The sequence below is a fragment of the Streptomyces sp. NPDC057271 genome, assembly GCF_042668715.1.
Lineage (GTDB): Bacteria > Actinomycetota > Actinomycetes > Streptomycetales > Streptomycetaceae > Streptomyces.
On sequence record NZ_JBHUYJ010000026.1, the window covers coordinates 40,874 to 56,359 of the forward strand.

Below are 15,486 nucleotides of genomic sequence, written 5' to 3' on the forward strand. Positions count from 1 at the left end.
CCATGTCCTTCGAGACAGCGGACGAGGAGATCGAGCGCCTCGAGGTCGAACGGCACCGCTATAGCGAGACGTTCAAGAACACCGACCCGACCGACGCTGTCACCCGCGCGCACCTCCAAGACGAGATGAACCGGCGCACCCAACGGATCCAGGAACTCCAGCAGCACCAGCCGCTCGGGTTCCTCGCCCGCTGGGGCCTCCGCGCCGGCTCCCTCGCCCTGCTCTGGGGTGCCTGGGAAGTCGGACCGTGGTGGGCGAAGCTCGGCTGCGTCCTCGCCGCCGCGTTCCTCGCCTTCTACAGCCTCGGCTGACCCACCGCCCCGCCCCCTGCGGCCCGACCCGGGCCCCCAAGGACCCGCCCAGCCACCTCGGCCGGGCGGGTCCTTCGCGTTCCCCACCACCATCCCCCGGCCAAGGAGCACCTCGTGGAACCCCGCGACCTCACCCTCACCGACTACCAGCGAACCGAGCACCCCGCACCGTCCCCCGGCCTCCCGGTCGACGGCATGGAGCAGATCTGGGCCCTGTTCCCCGAGGCCCGGCCCGGCGCACTCCCCGCCGCGCCCATCCACGCCGCCGCCGGACTTCCCACGGACGAGGCGTACATGGCGCGCGTCTACGACCTGGTCCGTAGGGAGGAAGCCCTCCGCTACCTCAGCGCGCAGTACCAGCGGGCGGCCCTCACCCCGGTCCCGGCCCACCCCCAGATCATGGCTCCGGCCCTGGCGCCCGCGCTCCCGCCCGCCGTGGTCGCGCCGCAGCGCGCCGTGCCGGCCTTCGTCTGGAAGTACAGCGCCCTCGCCCTGTCGACCGGAGGCGGCATCGCGCTCGCCGGGGTCGGCATCGGCGCCGCGGCCCCGACCCTCGCCCAGCTCCCCGCGATCCTCACCGCGACTGGCCAGGCCGTGATGAGCGTGGCGGGCCTGTTCGTCCTCGTCTTCCTCGCCCTCGCCGTACGCGGAACCTCGCGCGGCGGCAGCGAGGGCGGCACCACGGTCAACATCCGCAAGGCGGTCTTCCGGCGCAACAAGTTCCACGGATGAGCCGGGCTGCCTGCCTCGCCCCCGCCCCGCCAACCCGGGCGCCGGGGACGGGACAGGCCACCCGGCCCGCACCACCGTCTCGACAAGGAGCAGCATCACCTTGGCACCCAACGACCCCACCCCGACCACCGACAACGACCGCCCGGCGACGCAGCCGAAGCAGCAGCCCCGCCTCGCCGAAGCCCGCACCTGGTGGAACGAAGCGTGGGACGACGGCGGCGTCTTCCACGAGATGTGGGACGACGTACGACGCGCACCCGAGGCCGGATGGCACGGCATGGCCAACTGGATCAAGGCCGTCGCCGCCATCGCCGTGTTCTCGTTCGTCGTCCTGCTCTTCGACGGCGCCGTCGACGTCCTCCTGGACGCCGCGCACCGCATCCTCACCGCCGTCCCGAACGTCCAGGTCGGCGACAACACCTCCACCGGCGTGTGGGCCACGATCGACAACCCCATCCGCTCCTACATCGCCGCCCACTCCGCCGGCCTGCCGATCAGTGCCTCCACCGTCTACACGCTCTGGCAAGTCACCGGCCTGTTCTCCCTGATCGCCGGGTTCATCACCCGCAGCAACGGAGTGCGGCTCACCTGGTCGGCCTGGGGGATCGCAGGCATCGCGATGGTCTGGACGACGACCCCGGAGACCTCGCGCACCGTCGCCACTGCCATCGCCGTCCTCGCCTGGACGATCGCCAGCGCCTTCGCCCTGCGGGGGCTCAACCTGCGCCCCCGCGTGTTCGCCACCGTCGGAGCCCCGCAGGTCACCGTCCAGCCCCAGATCCACATCCCCGCCCAGCCCGACAGCCCGGCCCCGGACAACGTTCGCCAGCTCAACCGCTGACCCGGTCGCTCCGTCTGGCCACCGGCCGCCGCCGCCCGCACCCCGGGCGGCTGGCTGCCGGTGACCGGACAGGCCGACCGGCCTACCGCTCCGCCCGCGCCCGCCGCCCCGCCACCAGGGACGGCGGGCGCACCACGTCCACGCCACCGACACGGAGGGTTTGATCGTGCTCATCCCCCGGCCCCGCCGCAGGATCGGCCGCCCGCGCCCCACCATCCCCGGCCCCCGCTACCCGCAGCCCCAGCGCCGACTCCCCGGCTCCTGGAGCAGGTGATGGCCGACCAGGCCGAGGACCTGGTCGACGTCGACCCGAACGACCCCGGCGACGGCTCCATCCCGGTCTTTCGGTGGAAGCAGGCCGGCCGCGCGAACCTCGCGACCCGCCGCCAGCTGCGGCAGATGGGACTGCGCCCAGGCGGCCAGGAGCCCGTCGCCCGGATCGAATGCCGTCGCGGTCAGCGCTTCGCGTGGCTGTACCGGATCGACCTGGCGAAACCGAAGCGCCCGATGACCCTCGCGAAGGAAGCCGCGCTCGACAAGGCGATGGCCGCACGCCAGACGTGCCCCGGCCCCTGCGGCCGGCGCTACTTCCACTGCCTCCCTTTGAAGACCTTGGGCTCCTGTTTGGAGTGCTTCGACGGCACACCCGCCGACCCCGCCTCCTACATCGCTCCCCCGGCCAAGCACCTGCTTGCCGCCTGACCCGAGAGGACCACCACTCATGAGCACCGCCGTCCGTACCTCTGCCTTCACCGAGCCCGACCGCCCCAAGGGCCTGCTGATCCGGTTCGTCACCACCGGCGGCAGCTACGTCGACGTCACCGGCCACGGCGAACACTTCGACAACAACCGCTGGACGTGCCACGGCTGCGGTGACGCCTCCCGCGCCCCGGAGAAGGACTACCTCTTCCGCATCCGCCCCGACGCCAACAACCACGCCACCGCCTGCCGTGCCATCCCGCTGACGTGACCGCCCGCCGCGTGCGCGCCCCCCTGCTGATCGCCGCCACCGTTCCGCTCGCCGCGGCGGCGGCCGCCGCCGCACTCAAGGCCAGCAACCTCAAGCTCTACGCCGACCGGCACCGCATCGAGATCACCGCCCGCCCCCGGCCGGACTGCCCGCGCTGCCACGGCGAGGGCGGCTGGTGGGTCGGCGGCGCCTTCCCCGAGATGGAGGCGTGCGGCTGCTGGGCCCACCGCCGCGAGCTGCGCCTGCGGCTCCTGCCCGTCCCGGCCTGGGACGAGCCCCCGTTCTGAAACACCACCGCCCCCGGCCGGAGTCCGGCCGGGGGCGAGGCACCACAGGGCGTCCGCAGCATCCGCAAGAGGCCGGCCACCCCGCACACCCCACCCCGAACACCGAGATGAGGAGCACACCCAGCATGACCGATCGCCTCCGCGCCATCGAGGGCCTGGCCCTGGTAGCCGCTCTCACCGCCGTCTTCGACTCCGTCCACCCCCTCGGCGACCAGTTCGTCCAGAACAGCCACGACGCGTCGACCAAGGGCATGCACGGCGCGCACCTGGTCTACACGAACGACGGCTCCCCGGTGGAGGAGAACCCCTGGCGCACCGGCAGGGAGGGCCGCACCTGCACCGCTAGCGCATACGGCCGCCGCAGCGTGAGCCGGCATGTCGCCAGCTACAGCGCCCTGCAGCTCGCCTCCACGATCGCCGTCACCCGCACCCTGGGCTACCGCGTCCCCGCGGCCGCGCTCCTGACCGGCGCCGCGATCAACGCGGTCACCCACGGAATCCTGGACCGGCGCGACCCGCTGATCTGGCTCGCCGGGAAGGCCGGCAAGGGCGGCTACATCAAGCACGCCACCGTCGTCCGCAAGGCCGGCGGCGAGGGCACCGAGTACCCCAAGGCCGTCCAGGACGTCTCCGGTCCGGGGACCGCGCTGATGGAGCTGGACCAGGCGGCCCACCGCGCGATCGGCGTGGCCGCCGCCCTGGTCACCGCCTGGCTCACCCTGCGCAAGGGCGACCGCCGGTGACCCCCGCCGCCCGCACTCGGCTGGAGCGCGTCCGCGCGTCGGCCGGGATCGTGAAGCTCGCCGTCCAGCAGATCGAGGACGAACTGGGCGGCTCGATCGACGCCGAGTTCCTCGCCGAGACGCTGCGCGAGCTGTTCGACGAGGCCGACCCCAAGGGCGGCGTCCTCGGCTCGCTCAACCAGCTGCTGACGATGGCCTCGCGCGCCGCCGCGCTCACCCCGCTGGACGGCGAGGACTCCGAGTCCGCCGCCTGCGCGGTCGACGAGGCCGCGGCCTTCCTCCTCGACTCCGCCGGGATGCGCCTGCACCTGGCCGCCTCCACCCTCCACCCGCAAGGAGAACGCCCGTGAAGATCACCTTCGAAGGCACCATGCAGCCGCTTGACACGACCATCCCGGACCCGGCGCTGATCGTCCTCATCGGGGCTGCGGGCAGCGGCAAGAGCACCTGGGCGAGCACCTGGCCCTCCACGCAGGTCCTGGAGCTCGACCGGTTCAGGGCCATGGTCTCGGACGAGGCCGGGGACCAGTCGGCCACCATGTCCGCGGTCAACGTGATGCACACCGTGCTGGAGGCCCGCCTCGCCCGGAAGAAGACGACCGTCATTGATGCGACGAACACCGAGGAGCGGGTGAGGGCCAGCCTGGTGCAGATGGCCCGGAACTACGGCGTGCCCACCGTCGCGTTCCTGGTCTCCACCCCGGCCTCGGTCTGCGTGGAGCGCCAGGCCGACCGGAGCCCGGACCGCGCGGTTCCCGAGGACGTCGTACGCCGCCAGCACGCCGAAGCCGTCGCCGCCTTCCCCCAGTTGCGCAACGAGGGTTTCGACCACGTCGTGTTCGCCGACAACATCCACCGCCTGGAGCCGCTGCTGAAGCGAGCCAGCGACACCCGCCGCCGCGAGCTCGGCTGGGACGGCGGCGACGGCCTGGGCAGCCTGCTCCTGGTCCGCCGCTTCTTCGGCGCGGACGTGCTGCCGCTGTGGCAGTGGCGCGAGGGATCGCAGCTCGCCGACGGCGACCGCGTCGGCGAGATCCGCCTCGGGCCCGACCGCCTGGTCCTCGCCCTGCGCACCGACGTCGACGGCGAGGGCGATGTGGGCTTCGACCTGCTGGTCGGCTGCCCGCACGACGACGACTGCGACGCCCCGGCGTGGCAGCCGGTCTTCTCGGTCACCGACCTGCTGAACGCACACACCAGCGACACCGGGCTGCACCCGGACGCCGCCTGCTCCGTCCACGGCGGGCCCGACGACGTCGACCAGGAGGCCGACGACCACACCCGCGGCATGGACGACGACCTCGAGGGCCGCGCCGACCTGGAAGAGCAGTACGCGGCCGCGGTCCGCGCGTGAGCCGCGCCGCCGAGGGCCCGCACCCGCACCCCCTCACCCCGCCGGAGCTCCCCGCCGGGGACGAGTGGCTGTACGGCTGCGACGAATGCCAGCTGCCGATCCAGGGCGGGGCCGCCGGCCTCGCCGCGCACCGCCGCACCGTCCACAACCCCCGCCGCGACTACGGCGACCACCGCACCCCGATCCACATCCAGCTCTGAGCGGCCCGGCCGCTCCCACCGAAGGGAACTCGTCATGCAGGACTGGAACACCCCCGACCATCACATCGCCGACACCGAGCACGGCACCCTGCACTTCGCGGGCGATGTCGCGCTGATCATCGCCGACTGGGAGGTCACCGAGAACGCCCCCGACCGCGACGGCCGCGTGTACGCCTCGGTGCGCGGCTGGCTCGTCAACGGCGGCGGCACCGGCCGCTTCGACGACCCGTACACCGAGCCGATCGAGGCCGGCCGCGCCCGCCTGGTCCGCACCGAGCTCCGCGGCCGCCAGCCGCTGAACGACCTGGACGTCCACGTCGACTACCACTCCGTCGGCCAGCCCTACCCCAACACCTGGGACCACCGCGGCTGCCAGGTCACCGTCTCCTGGTTGGACCGCCGCATCGACGCCGACGGCCAGCCGATCGACGAGGACGAGATCGGCCGCACCGAGTGGACGAACCCCGCCACCGGCCAGGTCTTCGACCTGACCGAGGCGTACGTCCCGGCCGGGGAGTGCTACTACGACGACCCGAAGCACCCGGCCTTCACCTGGAAGCACTTCGACCGGTGGAGCGGCGGCGTCCCGGTCCTCCACGCGTTCTACGGCGACCACACCACGCCCGCCCACGGCGCCAAGCCCATCACCGACGGACAGTGGGTCCGCGTCGCCGACGCCCCGAAGCTCTCCGAGCGCATGGCCGCCGTCACCGCCGGCGCCTGACCCTCCCCCGCAGCGCGGCGTTCCTCCGTGCCGCCCCGGCCTCACCTGGCCGGGGCGGTCGCGGTGTTCCGCCACGACCAGCACAAGGGAAGGGAGATGGGCCGTCATGCCGACTCGCCACTTCGAGGTAGACGTCCCGATACGCCACACCACCAACCGCCAGCTGCACGGCGTCCACGTCTTCACCGGCGAGGCGTCGTCCCCGAGCGAGGCCCTGCGCCGCGCACACGAGGCGTACGACGCCGCGCTCGCCGCGCAGGCGGCGGGACTGGAGAACCCCGGAAAGCAGGCCGGGGGCTGGGGAGCGCGCGGGCTGCGGCCCGACTGGGCGCTCGACTGGTCCGCCGCGAAGGCCGGCCTCTGGCACAACCCCTACCGCTGAGCCCGACCCACACCGGTCGGCTGCGCAGCTCTGCCCCGGGACGGACGACAAGGCGTCCAAACCAACCGACCGTCCCGGGTCCACCCCATCCCACACAAGACGAGAGGGAGACCCCAAGTATGGACCCCGTCACGCGCGCTGGGCAGCGCGTCCTCATCATCACCACCCTCGCCTTACCGGTCACCGGCTGGGCCGTCCACGCCCTCACGCTCCACCGGCGCCTGGCGGCCGAACGCCGTGACCCGCTCACCGGAGCCCAGCGCCGCGCCGCGTTCGAGCGCCGCGCCCAGCGCCTGCTCGCCCGTCACCAGAAGGACTCCCTGCTCTGCCTGGTCGACCTTGACAACTTCAAGGGGCTCAACGACACCCACGGCCACGCCGCCGGTGACGCCGCGCTCGCCGCGACCGGTGAGCGCCTCGCCCGCTGGGCCGGGCCGCACGGAGTCGTCGGCCGCCTGGGCGGAGACGAGTTCGCCGTCGCGACCCGCGTCGACACCCAGGCCAGCGACCACGCGATGGAGGAGCGCCTGGAGCAGCTGATGGATGCGCTCCACCAGCCCGTGCCCACCCAGGCCGGCCCGCTCCCGGTCGCCGCCTCGGTCGGCACCGCCGTCCCCGACTACCTCGGCATCCGCGCCCTGCCCGCCCTGCTGCGCGGCGCGGACGTCTCGATGTACCGGACCAAGCACTCCGGCCGGTACGGATGGGCGGAGATCGAGGACCTCCAGACGCCGACCGTCAACGGCCGTCGGCAGGGACGCCCCGGCACCGCGCTGGAGCGTGCCGCATGACCGGACTCGACGGCGGCGACTGGATCCGCGGCATCACGATCCGCCAGCCCTGGGCCACCTGCATCCTCGCCGGGAAGACCCCGGAGAACAGGCCCGCCCACTGGCCCTGGCGCGGCTGGGTCCTCATCCACGCGGGCCTGAAGCTGGACCGCGCGGCCCTGCGCGACCCGCTGGTGGCCACCACGATCCGCGGCCGCGAACTCCACCGCGGCGCGGTCATCGGCGTCGCCCGGCTCATCGACTGCCACCCGGACCAGGGCCCCGAGCGCTGCACCAGCCCCTGGGCGCAGCGCGACGTGCACCACTTGGTCCTCGCCGACGTCCACGAACTGCCGCTGCCCGTGCCCGCCACGGGCGCGCTCCCGGCCTGGAAGCCGACGCAGACCCTCGTGGACCACGTCCTCCAGCAGCTGCCCGACCTGCGGCCGTGACCCGCAAGTCCCGCAGAAAGCCGCTGTGGGAACCGGGCCTGATCCCGGTCCCCGGCGGCCTGCTGGACTGGCGCGACGCCCAGCACTTCGACCGCTGGACCGACCGCCCCTGCGCGCTGTGCGAGCGGCCCACGCCGATGCGCTCCCACTACGGGGAGCCCGTCCACAAGGCGTGCGCCGAATCCTGGATCGCCGCGAACCCCACCGAGGCCCGCCTCGGCCGGTACGCCTCCGACCTCCAGCCCAAGCGCCAGCGCGACGACGACCACGCCTGAACCCCTCCATCCGGAGGCCCTCATGGCCAGCACCACACCCAACGACGTCGACCACGCCCTGGCCTACCCCGAACCGCCGGCCTCGCCGCTCTGGCACCAGCGCCGCCCGAAGGCCCGGCCGCTCACCCCCGAACAGCAGCGCCGCAACCGCGAGCTCCTGGTGCTCGCGCAGCACACCCCCCGACCCCGCACCACCAAGACCCGGGCGGAGGCCCACCGATGAACTCCCAGACCCACCTCGTCATCGACGGCTACGTCGACGCCATCCCGGCCCCCGGTACCAGCTGGGGCACCGCCACGTTCGACCTGATCCACTCCCCCGCCGACGCGGACCGGATCGCCCCCGACACCCCGGACACCGTGTACGCCTGCACCACCGGCGACCCCCGCATCACCGAGGTGCTGCTGCGCGAGATCCAGCCCGGCGACCTGCTGCGCATCACCGGCACCGCCGTCCAGCCCGACAACCCCGACGCCCCCGCGCACTTCACCGTCGACGCCCTGGAGGTCCTGGAAGCTGCGCCGGCCCCAGTGCTGTACGACCTCATCCTGGAGCGCTGGGGCGACTACGTGTCCGTCTTCAACGCCGACCACGACGGCGTGCCGGTGTTCACCGCCTCCGGCCACTGGATCGGTCAGGCCGCCAGCCCCGACGCGATCGGCGACCTGATCGACGCCTTCGAGAACGGCGAACCCTGATGACGACCCTGCCCGCGCAGCGCCAGGTCCTCGAGAGCTTCCCCGCCGGCTACCCCCGCGGATCCTGGTCCGCCGACGAATACGCCGCTGCCCAACGCGACCAGGGAACGGACGCGCGGGTCGTCATGGACCTCGACTCCGACCAGTTCCTCGTGGTCACCGACCACCCGACCGCATAGGACCCCGCCCACCAGTCAGCCTGGGGCGGCCGCCGGCCATGGCCCGGCCGCCCCGGCACCATCCTTCACACAGATCGGAATCGCGATGCTCACACAGTTCTGGGTCGGCACCTACCACGGCGCCCACGACGGGAACCGCGTCGTCGTCACCACAACCCGCGACGACACCCAGCCGCTCCCCTACAACTTGGAGTGCACCTGCGGGCTCTCCCAGCGCTACACCGACCCCGTGCGACTCGACCGCGTCGCCTGGCGCCACACTCACCCCACCCTGTGGGACCGCTGGAAGAAGAGGATCCCGGGCCTGAGCCGTCCCGCGACCGCCTGACCAGCCCAAGACGTACAGCGGCCAGTCCCCCGACCACCAACAGCAGCTCTTCCGAGGAAGGCGCACATGACCGAGACCGAGACATTCGAGACGATTCGCTACACCGCCGACGTCGTCGCCCTGACACCTGCCCGCGAGGTCCTGCTGATCCAGCGCGGCTGGCCGCCGCACGAGGGCGCCTGGGCGCTTCCCGGCGGCCACGTCGACGCCGGTGAGACCAGCCTCGTGGCCGCCGCCCGGGAGCTGCAGGAGGAAACGGGCGTCACCGTCACCACCGACGCCCTGCGTCAGATCGGCGTCTGGGACGCCCCCGACCGCGACCCGCGCGCCCGGTACATCACCGTCGCCTACGCGGCCGTCGTCCCCGTCGGCACCACGATCACCGCCGGAGACGACGCCCGCACCGCCCGCTGGTGGCCCCTGGACGCGCTGCCGGAGCGACTGGCGTTCGACCACGCCGCGATCCTCGCCGCTGCGGCATCGGCCCCCTGATCCCCAGAGCGCCGCGCCCACCCTTCCCGGCCGCCCCGACTACCGCCACCGCTCTCCTCGACCCTGACGATGGCGCGCCCGCTACCTGGGCTCGCTGACTTTCATCGCCATGCCTCAAGGCCGGTGTCCACGCGAACGCGCGGACACCGGCCTTTTTGCGTTCTGGAGGGACGACCAGACGCGCGCTTATGGCCGGGCGAGGCTTCGACAGCGCATCGGGTCGGTACGCTCACGCCATGTTCTTCATCGCCAATGTCAGCCCTCGCAGCACGGGCAAGACCACGAACTCCGCGTGGATGAGCCACGCCCTGCACGAGCGCGGACGCAAGGTGATCGGCTTCGACGCGGACGACTCCCGGCAGTTCAGCCGCTGGCAGGCCGCGGGCTCCTACCCGTTCGTCGTCCAGCAGGCTGCGACCTCCGCCTTCCACATGAACGTCCCGCAGATGATCCCGGCCGGATTCGAGGACGGCATCGGCGTCGTGGACGTGGGCCACCTTGAGGACCACAAGGCGGTCGGAGCTTCCGTGCTGCGCCTTGCCGACCTGGCCATCGTCAACCTTCCGCCGTCGATGAACGACGTCGAGCGCATGGAGGAACTCCCGACCAAGGAGTTCATCCAGGAACTCGCCCCCCTTCGGGTCGACAGCCAGCCGCCGGCCACTTGGGTACTCCTGTGCAAGGCCCCGTCCGGCGTCAACGAGATCAAGCAGGTGCGGGAGTACCTGGAGGACGAGGGCTACAACGTCTTCACCACGGTGGTGCCGTCCGTGGTGAAGTACATGCGCACCCACGAAGGCAGTGACATCCAGGCCAAGGGCTCGGTGTTCGACGAGCTCGTCACTGAGATGGAAGAGCGGGGCCTGCTGCCGTGAGCAAGCCGAACCCCTTCAAGGACCGTCAGGCCCGCAAGGCCGCCGCAGGCACGGCGGTGGCCGTCCCCGGCCAACAGGACGGCACTCTTGCCGCAGCCCAGGAGACCGGCCACAGCCACACCCCGGCCGGCTTCTCCTTCGCGCAGGGGCGGCCGGAGAAGATGATGACGCTCGCCGACCTGCCGGAGCCCATTGAAACACCGGACGCGACGGGTGACCTCAGCGACGCTGAGGAGGAGATCCTCGCGCTGTGCATGCGAGGAGTCCAGCAGTTCGAGGACGCCTGGTGGGTCATGGGCAAGGCCATGGCGAACATCAACAATCGCCGTCTCTACCGCAAGACCCACGCCACCTTCGGCGCCTTCGCCGAGGAGGTCTTCAAGAAGTCCCGCCCCATCGCCTACGAAGAGATGACTGCGTACGCGATCGGAGAGCTTCTGTCTGCACGTGCAGACAAACCGTTCGAAGAGAATTCGAACAAAGTGTCTGCACGTGCAGACACCATCAGTATCGGCAAGAAGGCGGCCGGCGCCCTCAACCCGATCACCAAGGACTACGGACCCGAGACCTCCGTTGCCGTCCACGAGACCATCAAGGACGCCACCGGCAAGACGGTCACCGTGAAGGCGATCACGGGCATCGTCCAGCAGGTGCCCCGCAAGGAAGACAAGGAGCTGTCACAGGAAGAACTGACCGCCCTTGTCCGGGAACTCGCAGCGAACACGCCGCAGCCCCGCCAGAACCAGCCGACGGGCGGCGAGCAGGTCTCTGCGCTGGAAGAGCTCCGCAGCGCCGTGACGAACTTGGAAGCTGCCCACCGCGCTCTCGCCCCCGCCCGCATCAAGAAGGCACTCGAGGAAGACGCGGGAGAGGCAGCCAAGATCCTGGCCCAGGCCAAGGACACTGCCGGCAAGGCCACAGCCAGAGCCAACAGCTTCCTGCCGAAGACGAACTGAGTTCCGCAGTAGCACCGGCCCCCACCGCCCGCGGTGGGGGCCGGTGCCGTTCTCTCCGCATGTATCGCGGAGCCTCGTACCGCCTTCCGGCCCGGTCCCTGAACGCAGCCACCGCCTCCGTCCGCGACCGGCGAATGTGCGACATCAGGGGGTGGTGCTTCCGTTTGGTCTGGCACGGTGCAGGATGGCCGGATGCATGACGTGCTGACGGATGACCAGACCCCGGCCACTCAGGAGGCCATGGCCCCGGCCGCTTCCGCTGAAGGCGAGGCCATTCCGGAGGCCAGGACACCCGTTCCGCCTTCACGCGAACCCGTTCCGCCTTTTCCTGATGGCGTTCCGGAGCCGAAGGGAGGCGTTCCGGGAGCTGGGCGACAGCGCGGCCGCCAGGTGGCCGGGGCGGCCGTGGGGGAGGTGCTCACGGCCCCGGCCGAGCGGCCAGTGGCCGGGGCCGAAGTGGCCTCCCAGCCGGGTCCGAAGGCATGGTCTCCGAAGGCGATGCGGTGGCTGATTATGGCCTCCGTGGTGTGCGCCGGAGTCGTCGGCGGCATCGGTTTCGCAGGCTCCTACGAAGCCCTTCGCGGCCTCGCCGAAGACCGCGGCTTCGGCAACTACTCCTACGTGTTCCCGGTCGGGATCGACGCCGGGATCATCGCGATGTACGGCCTCGACCTCGTCCTCGTATGGCTGCGCATGCCCAAGCCGCTGCTGCGGCTCATCGCGCACCTGCTCACCGTCGCCACGATCGTCTTCAACATCAACGCGGGGGAGAAGGCGCCGGCCGAGGACCCACTCGCCGCCGCGATGCACGGCGTCCTGCCCGTGCTGTTCGTGGCGGTGATCGAAGCCGCCCGGCACCTCATCATCCACACCAACCGGCTGTCCCTGGCCGTCGAGTCCGACAAGGTCCCGCTCCACCGCTGGCTGCTGGCCCCCTGGTCAGCCTGGCGCCTGTACCGACGCATGCGCCTCTACGAGATCCCCTCCTACGCCCGCATGGTCGCCATGGAGAAGGACCGCACCGTCTACCAGGCATGGCTCCAGCACAAGTACGGACGCCGCTGGAGGAAGAAGGCCGGCGCCGAGGAGCTGCTGCCCTTCACCATGGCCCCCTACGGTCTGACCGTCGACGAAGCCCTCGCCCTGCCCCGCCTGCAGCAAGAAGCCGCCGACGCCCGCGCAGCGGCCGAGCAAGACCGGATCGAGCAGACGGCCATCCGTGAGGAGCAGCGGCTCCTGGAGTCCGAAGCGCGGGACGCCGCCGCGAAGGTGCGGCGCATGGAGATCGGCGCCGGGCTCGCGACGGCGGAGAGCCGGATCACGGCCGAGACGCTCGCGGCCGAGGCTCAGGCCCGGGTCGCCGAAGCCGTCAGCGAAGCCGAAGCGGACGCGGCCGCACACCAGGCCCGGCTCACGGCGGAAGCCGCCCGCAAGGAGGCGGAGCGAGAGCTCCAGGCGGCGGAACGGCGCGCGCAGGCCGCGGAACGGGCCGCCGAGCGGGAGGAGACGACGGAGAAGACCGCTGCCGAGGCGGAAGCCGAGGCCCGTACTGCGGCTGCCCAGCGCCAGGCGCAGGAGGACCGGCTCGCGGCCGCCACCGCGCAGGCGGAAGCCGACCGCCGATCCGCGGAATCCGAGCGAGCAAAGGCGGAAGAGGCCCGACGGATCGCGGAACAGCACGAGGCCGCCGCCCGCACCGCCCGGGCCGAGCGGGAGACAGCCGAGGCCACCGCGGCCGCCGCTATCGCCCGGGAAGCCGCAGCCCGTACAGAGCTCGCCGCTCAGGAAGCAGAGGACGTGGCCCGGCTCAGCACCCGCGAACGCGGCGAACGACGCGTCGCCCGGATGATCCTCACCGCACACGCCGGTCTCCCGGCCGATCAGCGTCCCGCCCACCCGGACATGTACGCGGTGTCCCTCGACGAGATCGCCACCGAGCTCAACGTCTCCAAGACGGCAGCCGGCGACCGCCGCCAGGCCGCCGACGAGCTCATCCGCTCCGGCTACCGCGGCTGACCCGCCAGGGAAACCGTCAGCCGCTGTAGGGCGAACGGCCGAGACCCTCGCCTGGCTGCGGGATCGCAGGCCGCACCGGAGCGGGCATCAGCGCCTGCATCGCCCGCTGAAGGTCACCGATGTGCTCTCCCCGAGCTTCGAGCTGCGCCCGCAGATGGACCGCCTCGCTCTCCGCCAGCGCCTGACCGTGGCGGGCCTCGGCGAGCTCCAGGGCGTGCTGATGCCGTACCCGCTCGAGCTCGGCACGCAGCTCGGCGACCGATCCGCCCACCAGGTCACCCAGACCTGCCCCAGCTGACGCTGACCCAGGGGGCGACGACGGGTCAGGCGGGGCGGGGGCGTTCAGAGTAAAGCCGGCGGCGAGGAGCGCCTCGACCGGGATCAGCCAGCCCCGCTCCGGGTCCTCCACCGACCCCGGCAACAGCCCGGCTTCACGGCGCCGGCGGATCGTGGAACGGCTTACCCCGCACGCGGCGGCAGCCTCACGCTGGTTCAGCATCGGACGAGTCGTGCTCATCCCCCCATCATCCCGGCAACGCCCGGCCCCGTGAACGCAGCCCCGGCCCGCTAACGTCCCCCTGCTGTTTGGCCGGACCTCCCCAATTGGGGAAGTCCCGCGAATTTTGGCGCCAGCACGGGCAGTCAGTGTGAGGCGACACCCTTGAACCCTGGACCGAGCCCGCGTCGCGTGCCGTGTGATGCAGCGCTGGGCCGGGCGGTGAGGGCTGCGACCACCGTCTGGGCCGCCTGCGGAGTGAGGCCGGCGCTCACCTGCCCGGAGGCAAGGACCCGCGCGTACGCGCCGGTGCAGTGTGCGAGGAGAGCGTCGGCGAGCGCGGCGGCTGCAGTTTCCGCCGGCCCAGCCCCCCAGCCGCTATCGGCCCCCCGCTGCGCCTGCCGGGGGAGGGCGTCGCGTCGGCTGAGGAGCACGGCCAGGGCCTGCGCATCGGGGGCGTCCATCGTCACCGTGACCAGCGTGGCACCGAGCTGGTGGACACGGTGACGGATCAGGCCGTGCGTGGTGAGTGCCTTGCGAAGCGCCGTACTCGTCCCTGCCGTAGCTCTAACGCCGACGGACTCGCTCGCCCCGGCGCTGGCTTGTTCGGCGCGCTCGACGACGGCGGCCGCCGCGATCGGTACGACGGAGAGGATCTCCGCGCACTCCGGATCGAGCTGGGCGAGCGCACCGGCCAGGACCTCGAGGGCGGCGGCCACGTCCTCCACCGCGTCCGCGCTCCACCGTGACGAGTTGGCGGCGTCGGCCAGCGCGCACGCCGCGACGACAGTTTCCTCCGCCAGCGCCTCGACCCCGCCGGGCTCACCAGTCAGCTTCATGTCCCGCCCAACGAGTCCGGCCAGTCGGTGATGCTGGCACCCCATGATCGCTGCTGCCGGTCCCGAGTCGACGGCTCTGCCCAGTAATCAGGGCCCGGTGAGGATCGAGTGGGTGCCGATACGGCGCCAGACGATGTGTTGCTCGCCCGGGACTATCTATGGCCCGTAGGACCAGGTGGCCCGGCCGTTGCCGTCCCAGGTGAGTTCGAAGACGCCGGGTGCGCGCCGTACGCCCTTGATGCGGAGGCCGGCGCGGAACGGGCCGCTGGTGCGCAGGTCGTCGACGAAAGCGGCGACAGCCCGCCAGAAGAGGCGGCGCTGCTCGGGAGTGAGGCGGTGGTGGTCGGCGGTGAAGCGGGAGTGGGCCTCAAAGGTCGGCACGTCGGTCCTCCGGGAAGCACGAAGCCCCCGGCGTTGCCGGGGGCGGTGGGTGTCTTGCTCGGGTTGAAGGGAGTCGGTGACGTGGTGCAGGCGGGTGGCGTCTTCGGCCGTCGGGGAGCGGTGCGTGGGGTGTGCGTGCCTTGGCCAGGGAGTCGGTGGATGTCGCTCGTTGGGGTGTGTGAGG

At 72.0% G+C, this 15,486-nt stretch carries 26 protein-coding genes; 23 read left to right on the forward strand and 3 right to left on the reverse strand.

Annotated features, from left to right (window positions below; all coding sequences use genetic code 11):
• Window positions 1–2: 2 nt before the first annotated feature.
• The 23 genes from ACFUJR_RS15145 to ACFUJR_RS15255 all read left to right on the forward strand — a co-directional run bounded on the left by ACFUJR_RS15145 (window position 3) and on the right by ACFUJR_RS15255 (window position 13,586).
• Window positions 3–311, forward strand: a complete 309-nt coding sequence (locus tag ACFUJR_RS15145) for a hypothetical protein (RefSeq protein WP_383164061.1) — start codon at window positions 3–5, stop codon at window positions 309–311.
• Window positions 312–425: 114 nt separating this feature from the next.
• On the forward strand, window positions 426–1,043 hold the full coding sequence (locus tag ACFUJR_RS15150) for a hypothetical protein (protein WP_383164064.1): 618 nt from the start codon (window positions 426–428) through the stop codon (window positions 1,041–1,043).
• Between the two features lie 100 nt (window positions 1,044–1,143).
• Window positions 1,144–1,884, forward strand: coding sequence for a hypothetical protein (locus ACFUJR_RS15155; protein WP_383164066.1), 741 nt, complete (start codon window positions 1,144–1,146; stop codon window positions 1,882–1,884).
• Between the two features lie 273 nt (window positions 1,885–2,157).
• Window positions 2,158–2,586, forward strand: a complete 429-nt coding sequence (locus tag ACFUJR_RS15160; RefSeq protein ID WP_383164069.1) for an RRQRL motif-containing zinc-binding protein — start codon at window positions 2,158–2,160, stop codon at window positions 2,584–2,586.
• A gap of 19 nt (window positions 2,587–2,605) precedes the next feature.
• Window positions 2,606–2,854 carry a hypothetical protein gene (locus tag ACFUJR_RS15165; RefSeq protein ID WP_383164072.1) on the forward strand — a complete coding sequence of 83 codons (249 nt, stop codon included), beginning with the start codon at window positions 2,606–2,608 and terminating at the stop codon, window positions 2,852–2,854.
• On the forward strand, window positions 2,851–3,141 hold the full coding sequence (locus tag ACFUJR_RS15170) for a hypothetical protein (protein WP_383164075.1): 291 nt from the start codon (window positions 2,851–2,853) through the stop codon (window positions 3,139–3,141). Before ACFUJR_RS15165 ends, ACFUJR_RS15170 begins: the two co-directional genes overlap by 4 nt.
• A 125-nt stretch (window positions 3,142–3,266) precedes the next feature.
• A complete protein-coding gene (locus ACFUJR_RS15175; RefSeq protein WP_383164078.1) occupies window positions 3,267–3,884 on the forward strand; it encodes a hypothetical protein in 618 nt (205 codons plus the stop codon).
• On the forward strand, window positions 3,881–4,234 hold the full coding sequence (locus ACFUJR_RS15180) for a hypothetical protein (protein ID WP_383164081.1): 354 nt from the start codon (window positions 3,881–3,883) through the stop codon (window positions 4,232–4,234). The genes ACFUJR_RS15175 and ACFUJR_RS15180 overlap by 4 nt, the downstream gene beginning before the upstream one ends.
• Entirely contained in the window at window positions 4,231–5,238 is a 1,008-nt protein-coding gene (locus tag ACFUJR_RS15185; protein WP_383164084.1) for an AAA family ATPase, read from the forward strand. Before ACFUJR_RS15180 ends, ACFUJR_RS15185 begins: the two co-directional genes overlap by 4 nt.
• Window positions 5,235–5,438: a hypothetical protein gene (locus tag ACFUJR_RS15190; RefSeq protein ID WP_383164087.1), complete on the forward strand. Its 204-nt coding sequence runs from the start codon at window positions 5,235–5,237 to the stop codon at window positions 5,436–5,438. The genes ACFUJR_RS15185 and ACFUJR_RS15190 overlap by 4 nt, the downstream gene beginning before the upstream one ends.
• 34 nt (window positions 5,439–5,472) lie before the next feature.
• The gene (locus ACFUJR_RS15195; RefSeq protein ID WP_383164090.1) at window positions 5,473–6,162 is read left to right on the forward strand and encodes a hypothetical protein; all 690 of its coding nucleotides are present in this window, start codon (window positions 5,473–5,475) and stop codon (window positions 6,160–6,162) included.
• 106 nt (window positions 6,163–6,268) lie between these two features.
• Complete coding sequence (locus ACFUJR_RS15200; RefSeq protein ID WP_383164093.1) at window positions 6,269–6,544, forward strand: hypothetical protein; 276 nt, start codon at window positions 6,269–6,271, stop codon at window positions 6,542–6,544.
• A 119-nt stretch (window positions 6,545–6,663) separates the two neighbouring features.
• Window positions 6,664–7,335: a GGDEF domain-containing protein gene (locus ACFUJR_RS15205; protein ID WP_383164096.1), complete on the forward strand. Its 672-nt coding sequence runs from the start codon at window positions 6,664–6,666 to the stop codon at window positions 7,333–7,335.
• Window positions 7,332–7,766, forward strand: coding sequence for a hypothetical protein (locus ACFUJR_RS15210; RefSeq protein ID WP_383164099.1), 435 nt, complete (start codon window positions 7,332–7,334; stop codon window positions 7,764–7,766). The genes ACFUJR_RS15205 and ACFUJR_RS15210 overlap by 4 nt, the downstream gene beginning before the upstream one ends.
• A complete protein-coding gene (locus tag ACFUJR_RS15215) occupies window positions 7,763–8,041 on the forward strand; it encodes a hypothetical protein (protein ID WP_383164102.1) in 279 nt (92 codons plus the stop codon). Before ACFUJR_RS15210 ends, ACFUJR_RS15215 begins: the two co-directional genes overlap by 4 nt.
• Window positions 8,042–8,063: 22 nt before the next feature.
• The gene (locus ACFUJR_RS15220; RefSeq protein WP_383164105.1) at window positions 8,064–8,264 is read left to right on the forward strand and encodes a hypothetical protein; all 201 of its coding nucleotides are present in this window, start codon (window positions 8,064–8,066) and stop codon (window positions 8,262–8,264) included.
• Complete coding sequence (locus ACFUJR_RS15225) at window positions 8,261–8,740, forward strand: hypothetical protein (RefSeq protein ID WP_383164108.1); 480 nt, start codon at window positions 8,261–8,263, stop codon at window positions 8,738–8,740. The genes ACFUJR_RS15220 and ACFUJR_RS15225 overlap by 4 nt, the downstream gene beginning before the upstream one ends.
• Window positions 8,740–8,919: a hypothetical protein gene (locus tag ACFUJR_RS15230; RefSeq protein WP_383164111.1), complete on the forward strand. Its 180-nt coding sequence runs from the start codon at window positions 8,740–8,742 to the stop codon at window positions 8,917–8,919. Before ACFUJR_RS15225 ends, ACFUJR_RS15230 begins: the two co-directional genes overlap by 1 nt.
• Window positions 8,920–9,004: 85 nt before the next feature.
• On the forward strand, window positions 9,005–9,247 hold the full coding sequence (locus ACFUJR_RS15235) for a hypothetical protein (RefSeq protein WP_383164114.1): 243 nt from the start codon (window positions 9,005–9,007) through the stop codon (window positions 9,245–9,247).
• A gap of 66 nt (window positions 9,248–9,313) precedes the next feature.
• Window positions 9,314–9,739, forward strand: a complete 426-nt coding sequence (locus ACFUJR_RS15240) for an NUDIX domain-containing protein (RefSeq protein WP_383164116.1) — start codon at window positions 9,314–9,316, stop codon at window positions 9,737–9,739.
• A gap of 236 nt (window positions 9,740–9,975) precedes the next feature.
• On the forward strand, window positions 9,976–10,614 hold the full coding sequence (locus tag ACFUJR_RS15245) for a plasmid partition protein (RefSeq protein ID WP_383164119.1): 639 nt from the start codon (window positions 9,976–9,978) through the stop codon (window positions 10,612–10,614).
• A complete protein-coding gene (locus ACFUJR_RS15250) occupies window positions 10,611–11,570 on the forward strand; it encodes a hypothetical protein (protein ID WP_383164122.1) in 960 nt (319 codons plus the stop codon). The genes ACFUJR_RS15245 and ACFUJR_RS15250 overlap by 4 nt, the downstream gene beginning before the upstream one ends.
• Before the next feature lie 498 nt (window positions 11,571–12,068).
• Window positions 12,069–13,586: a DUF2637 domain-containing protein gene (locus ACFUJR_RS15255; protein WP_383164124.1), complete on the forward strand. Its 1,518-nt coding sequence runs from the start codon at window positions 12,069–12,071 to the stop codon at window positions 13,584–13,586.
• 16 nt (window positions 13,587–13,602) lie between these two features.
• Here the strand turns inward: ACFUJR_RS15255 and ACFUJR_RS15260 are convergent, their stop codons facing one another.
• The 3 genes from ACFUJR_RS15260 to ACFUJR_RS15270 form a co-directional block, all read right to left on the reverse strand.
• Window positions 13,603–14,103 carry a helix-turn-helix transcriptional regulator gene (locus ACFUJR_RS15260; RefSeq protein ID WP_383164127.1) on the reverse strand — a complete coding sequence of 167 codons (501 nt, stop codon included), beginning with the start codon at window positions 14,101–14,103 and terminating at the stop codon, window positions 13,603–13,605.
• Between the two features lie 125 nt (window positions 14,104–14,228).
• Window positions 14,229–14,921, reverse strand: coding sequence for a hypothetical protein (locus ACFUJR_RS15265; RefSeq protein WP_383164130.1), 693 nt, complete (start codon window positions 14,919–14,921; stop codon window positions 14,229–14,231).
• Window positions 14,922–15,077: 156 nt separating this feature from the next.
• Window positions 15,078–15,302, reverse strand: coding sequence for a hypothetical protein (locus tag ACFUJR_RS15270; RefSeq protein ID WP_383164133.1), 225 nt, complete (start codon window positions 15,300–15,302; stop codon window positions 15,078–15,080).
• Between the last annotated feature and the right edge of the window lie 184 nt (window positions 15,303–15,486).

Bases quoted from the DNA above. Each gene is read 5' to 3' on its own strand.
- ACFUJR_RS15235 (WP_383164114.1), top strand. From the start codon at position 9,005: ATGCTCACACAGTTCTGGGTCGGCACCTACCACGGCGCCCACGACGGG.
- ACFUJR_RS15230 (WP_383164111.1), top strand. From the start codon at position 8,740: ATGACGACCCTGCCCGCGCAGCGCCAGGTCCTCGAGAGCTTCCCCGCC.
- ACFUJR_RS15225 (WP_383164108.1), top strand. From the start codon at position 8,261: ATGAACTCCCAGACCCACCTCGTCATCGACGGCTACGTCGACGCCATC.
- ACFUJR_RS15265 (WP_383164130.1), bottom strand. From the start codon at position 14,921: ATGAAGCTGACTGGTGAGCCCGGCGGGGTCGAGGCGCTGGCGGAGGAA.
- ACFUJR_RS15245 (WP_383164119.1), top strand. From the start codon at position 9,976: ATGTTCTTCATCGCCAATGTCAGCCCTCGCAGCACGGGCAAGACCACG.
- ACFUJR_RS15200 (WP_383164093.1), top strand. From the start codon at position 6,269: ATGCCGACTCGCCACTTCGAGGTAGACGTCCCGATACGCCACACCACC.
- ACFUJR_RS15165 (WP_383164072.1), top strand. From the start codon at position 2,606: ATGAGCACCGCCGTCCGTACCTCTGCCTTCACCGAGCCCGACCGCCCC.
- ACFUJR_RS15205 (WP_383164096.1), top strand. From the start codon at position 6,664: ATGGACCCCGTCACGCGCGCTGGGCAGCGCGTCCTCATCATCACCACC.
- ACFUJR_RS15255 (WP_383164124.1), top strand. From the start codon at position 12,069: ATGCGGTGGCTGATTATGGCCTCCGTGGTGTGCGCCGGAGTCGTCGGC.
- ACFUJR_RS15195 (WP_383164090.1), top strand. From the start codon at position 5,473: ATGCAGGACTGGAACACCCCCGACCATCACATCGCCGACACCGAGCAC.
- ACFUJR_RS15210 (WP_383164099.1), top strand. From the start codon at position 7,332: ATGACCGGACTCGACGGCGGCGACTGGATCCGCGGCATCACGATCCGC.
- ACFUJR_RS15145 (WP_383164061.1), top strand. From the start codon at position 3: ATGTCCTTCGAGACAGCGGACGAGGAGATCGAGCGCCTCGAGGTCGAA.
- ACFUJR_RS15175 (WP_383164078.1), top strand. From the start codon at position 3,267: ATGACCGATCGCCTCCGCGCCATCGAGGGCCTGGCCCTGGTAGCCGCT.
- ACFUJR_RS15220 (WP_383164105.1), top strand. From the start codon at position 8,064: ATGGCCAGCACCACACCCAACGACGTCGACCACGCCCTGGCCTACCCC.
- ACFUJR_RS15160 (WP_383164069.1), top strand. From the start codon at position 2,158: ATGGCCGACCAGGCCGAGGACCTGGTCGACGTCGACCCGAACGACCCC.
- ACFUJR_RS15240 (WP_383164116.1), top strand. From the start codon at position 9,314: ATGACCGAGACCGAGACATTCGAGACGATTCGCTACACCGCCGACGTC.
- ACFUJR_RS15260 (WP_383164127.1), bottom strand. From the start codon at position 14,103: ATGAGCACGACTCGTCCGATGCTGAACCAGCGTGAGGCTGCCGCCGCG.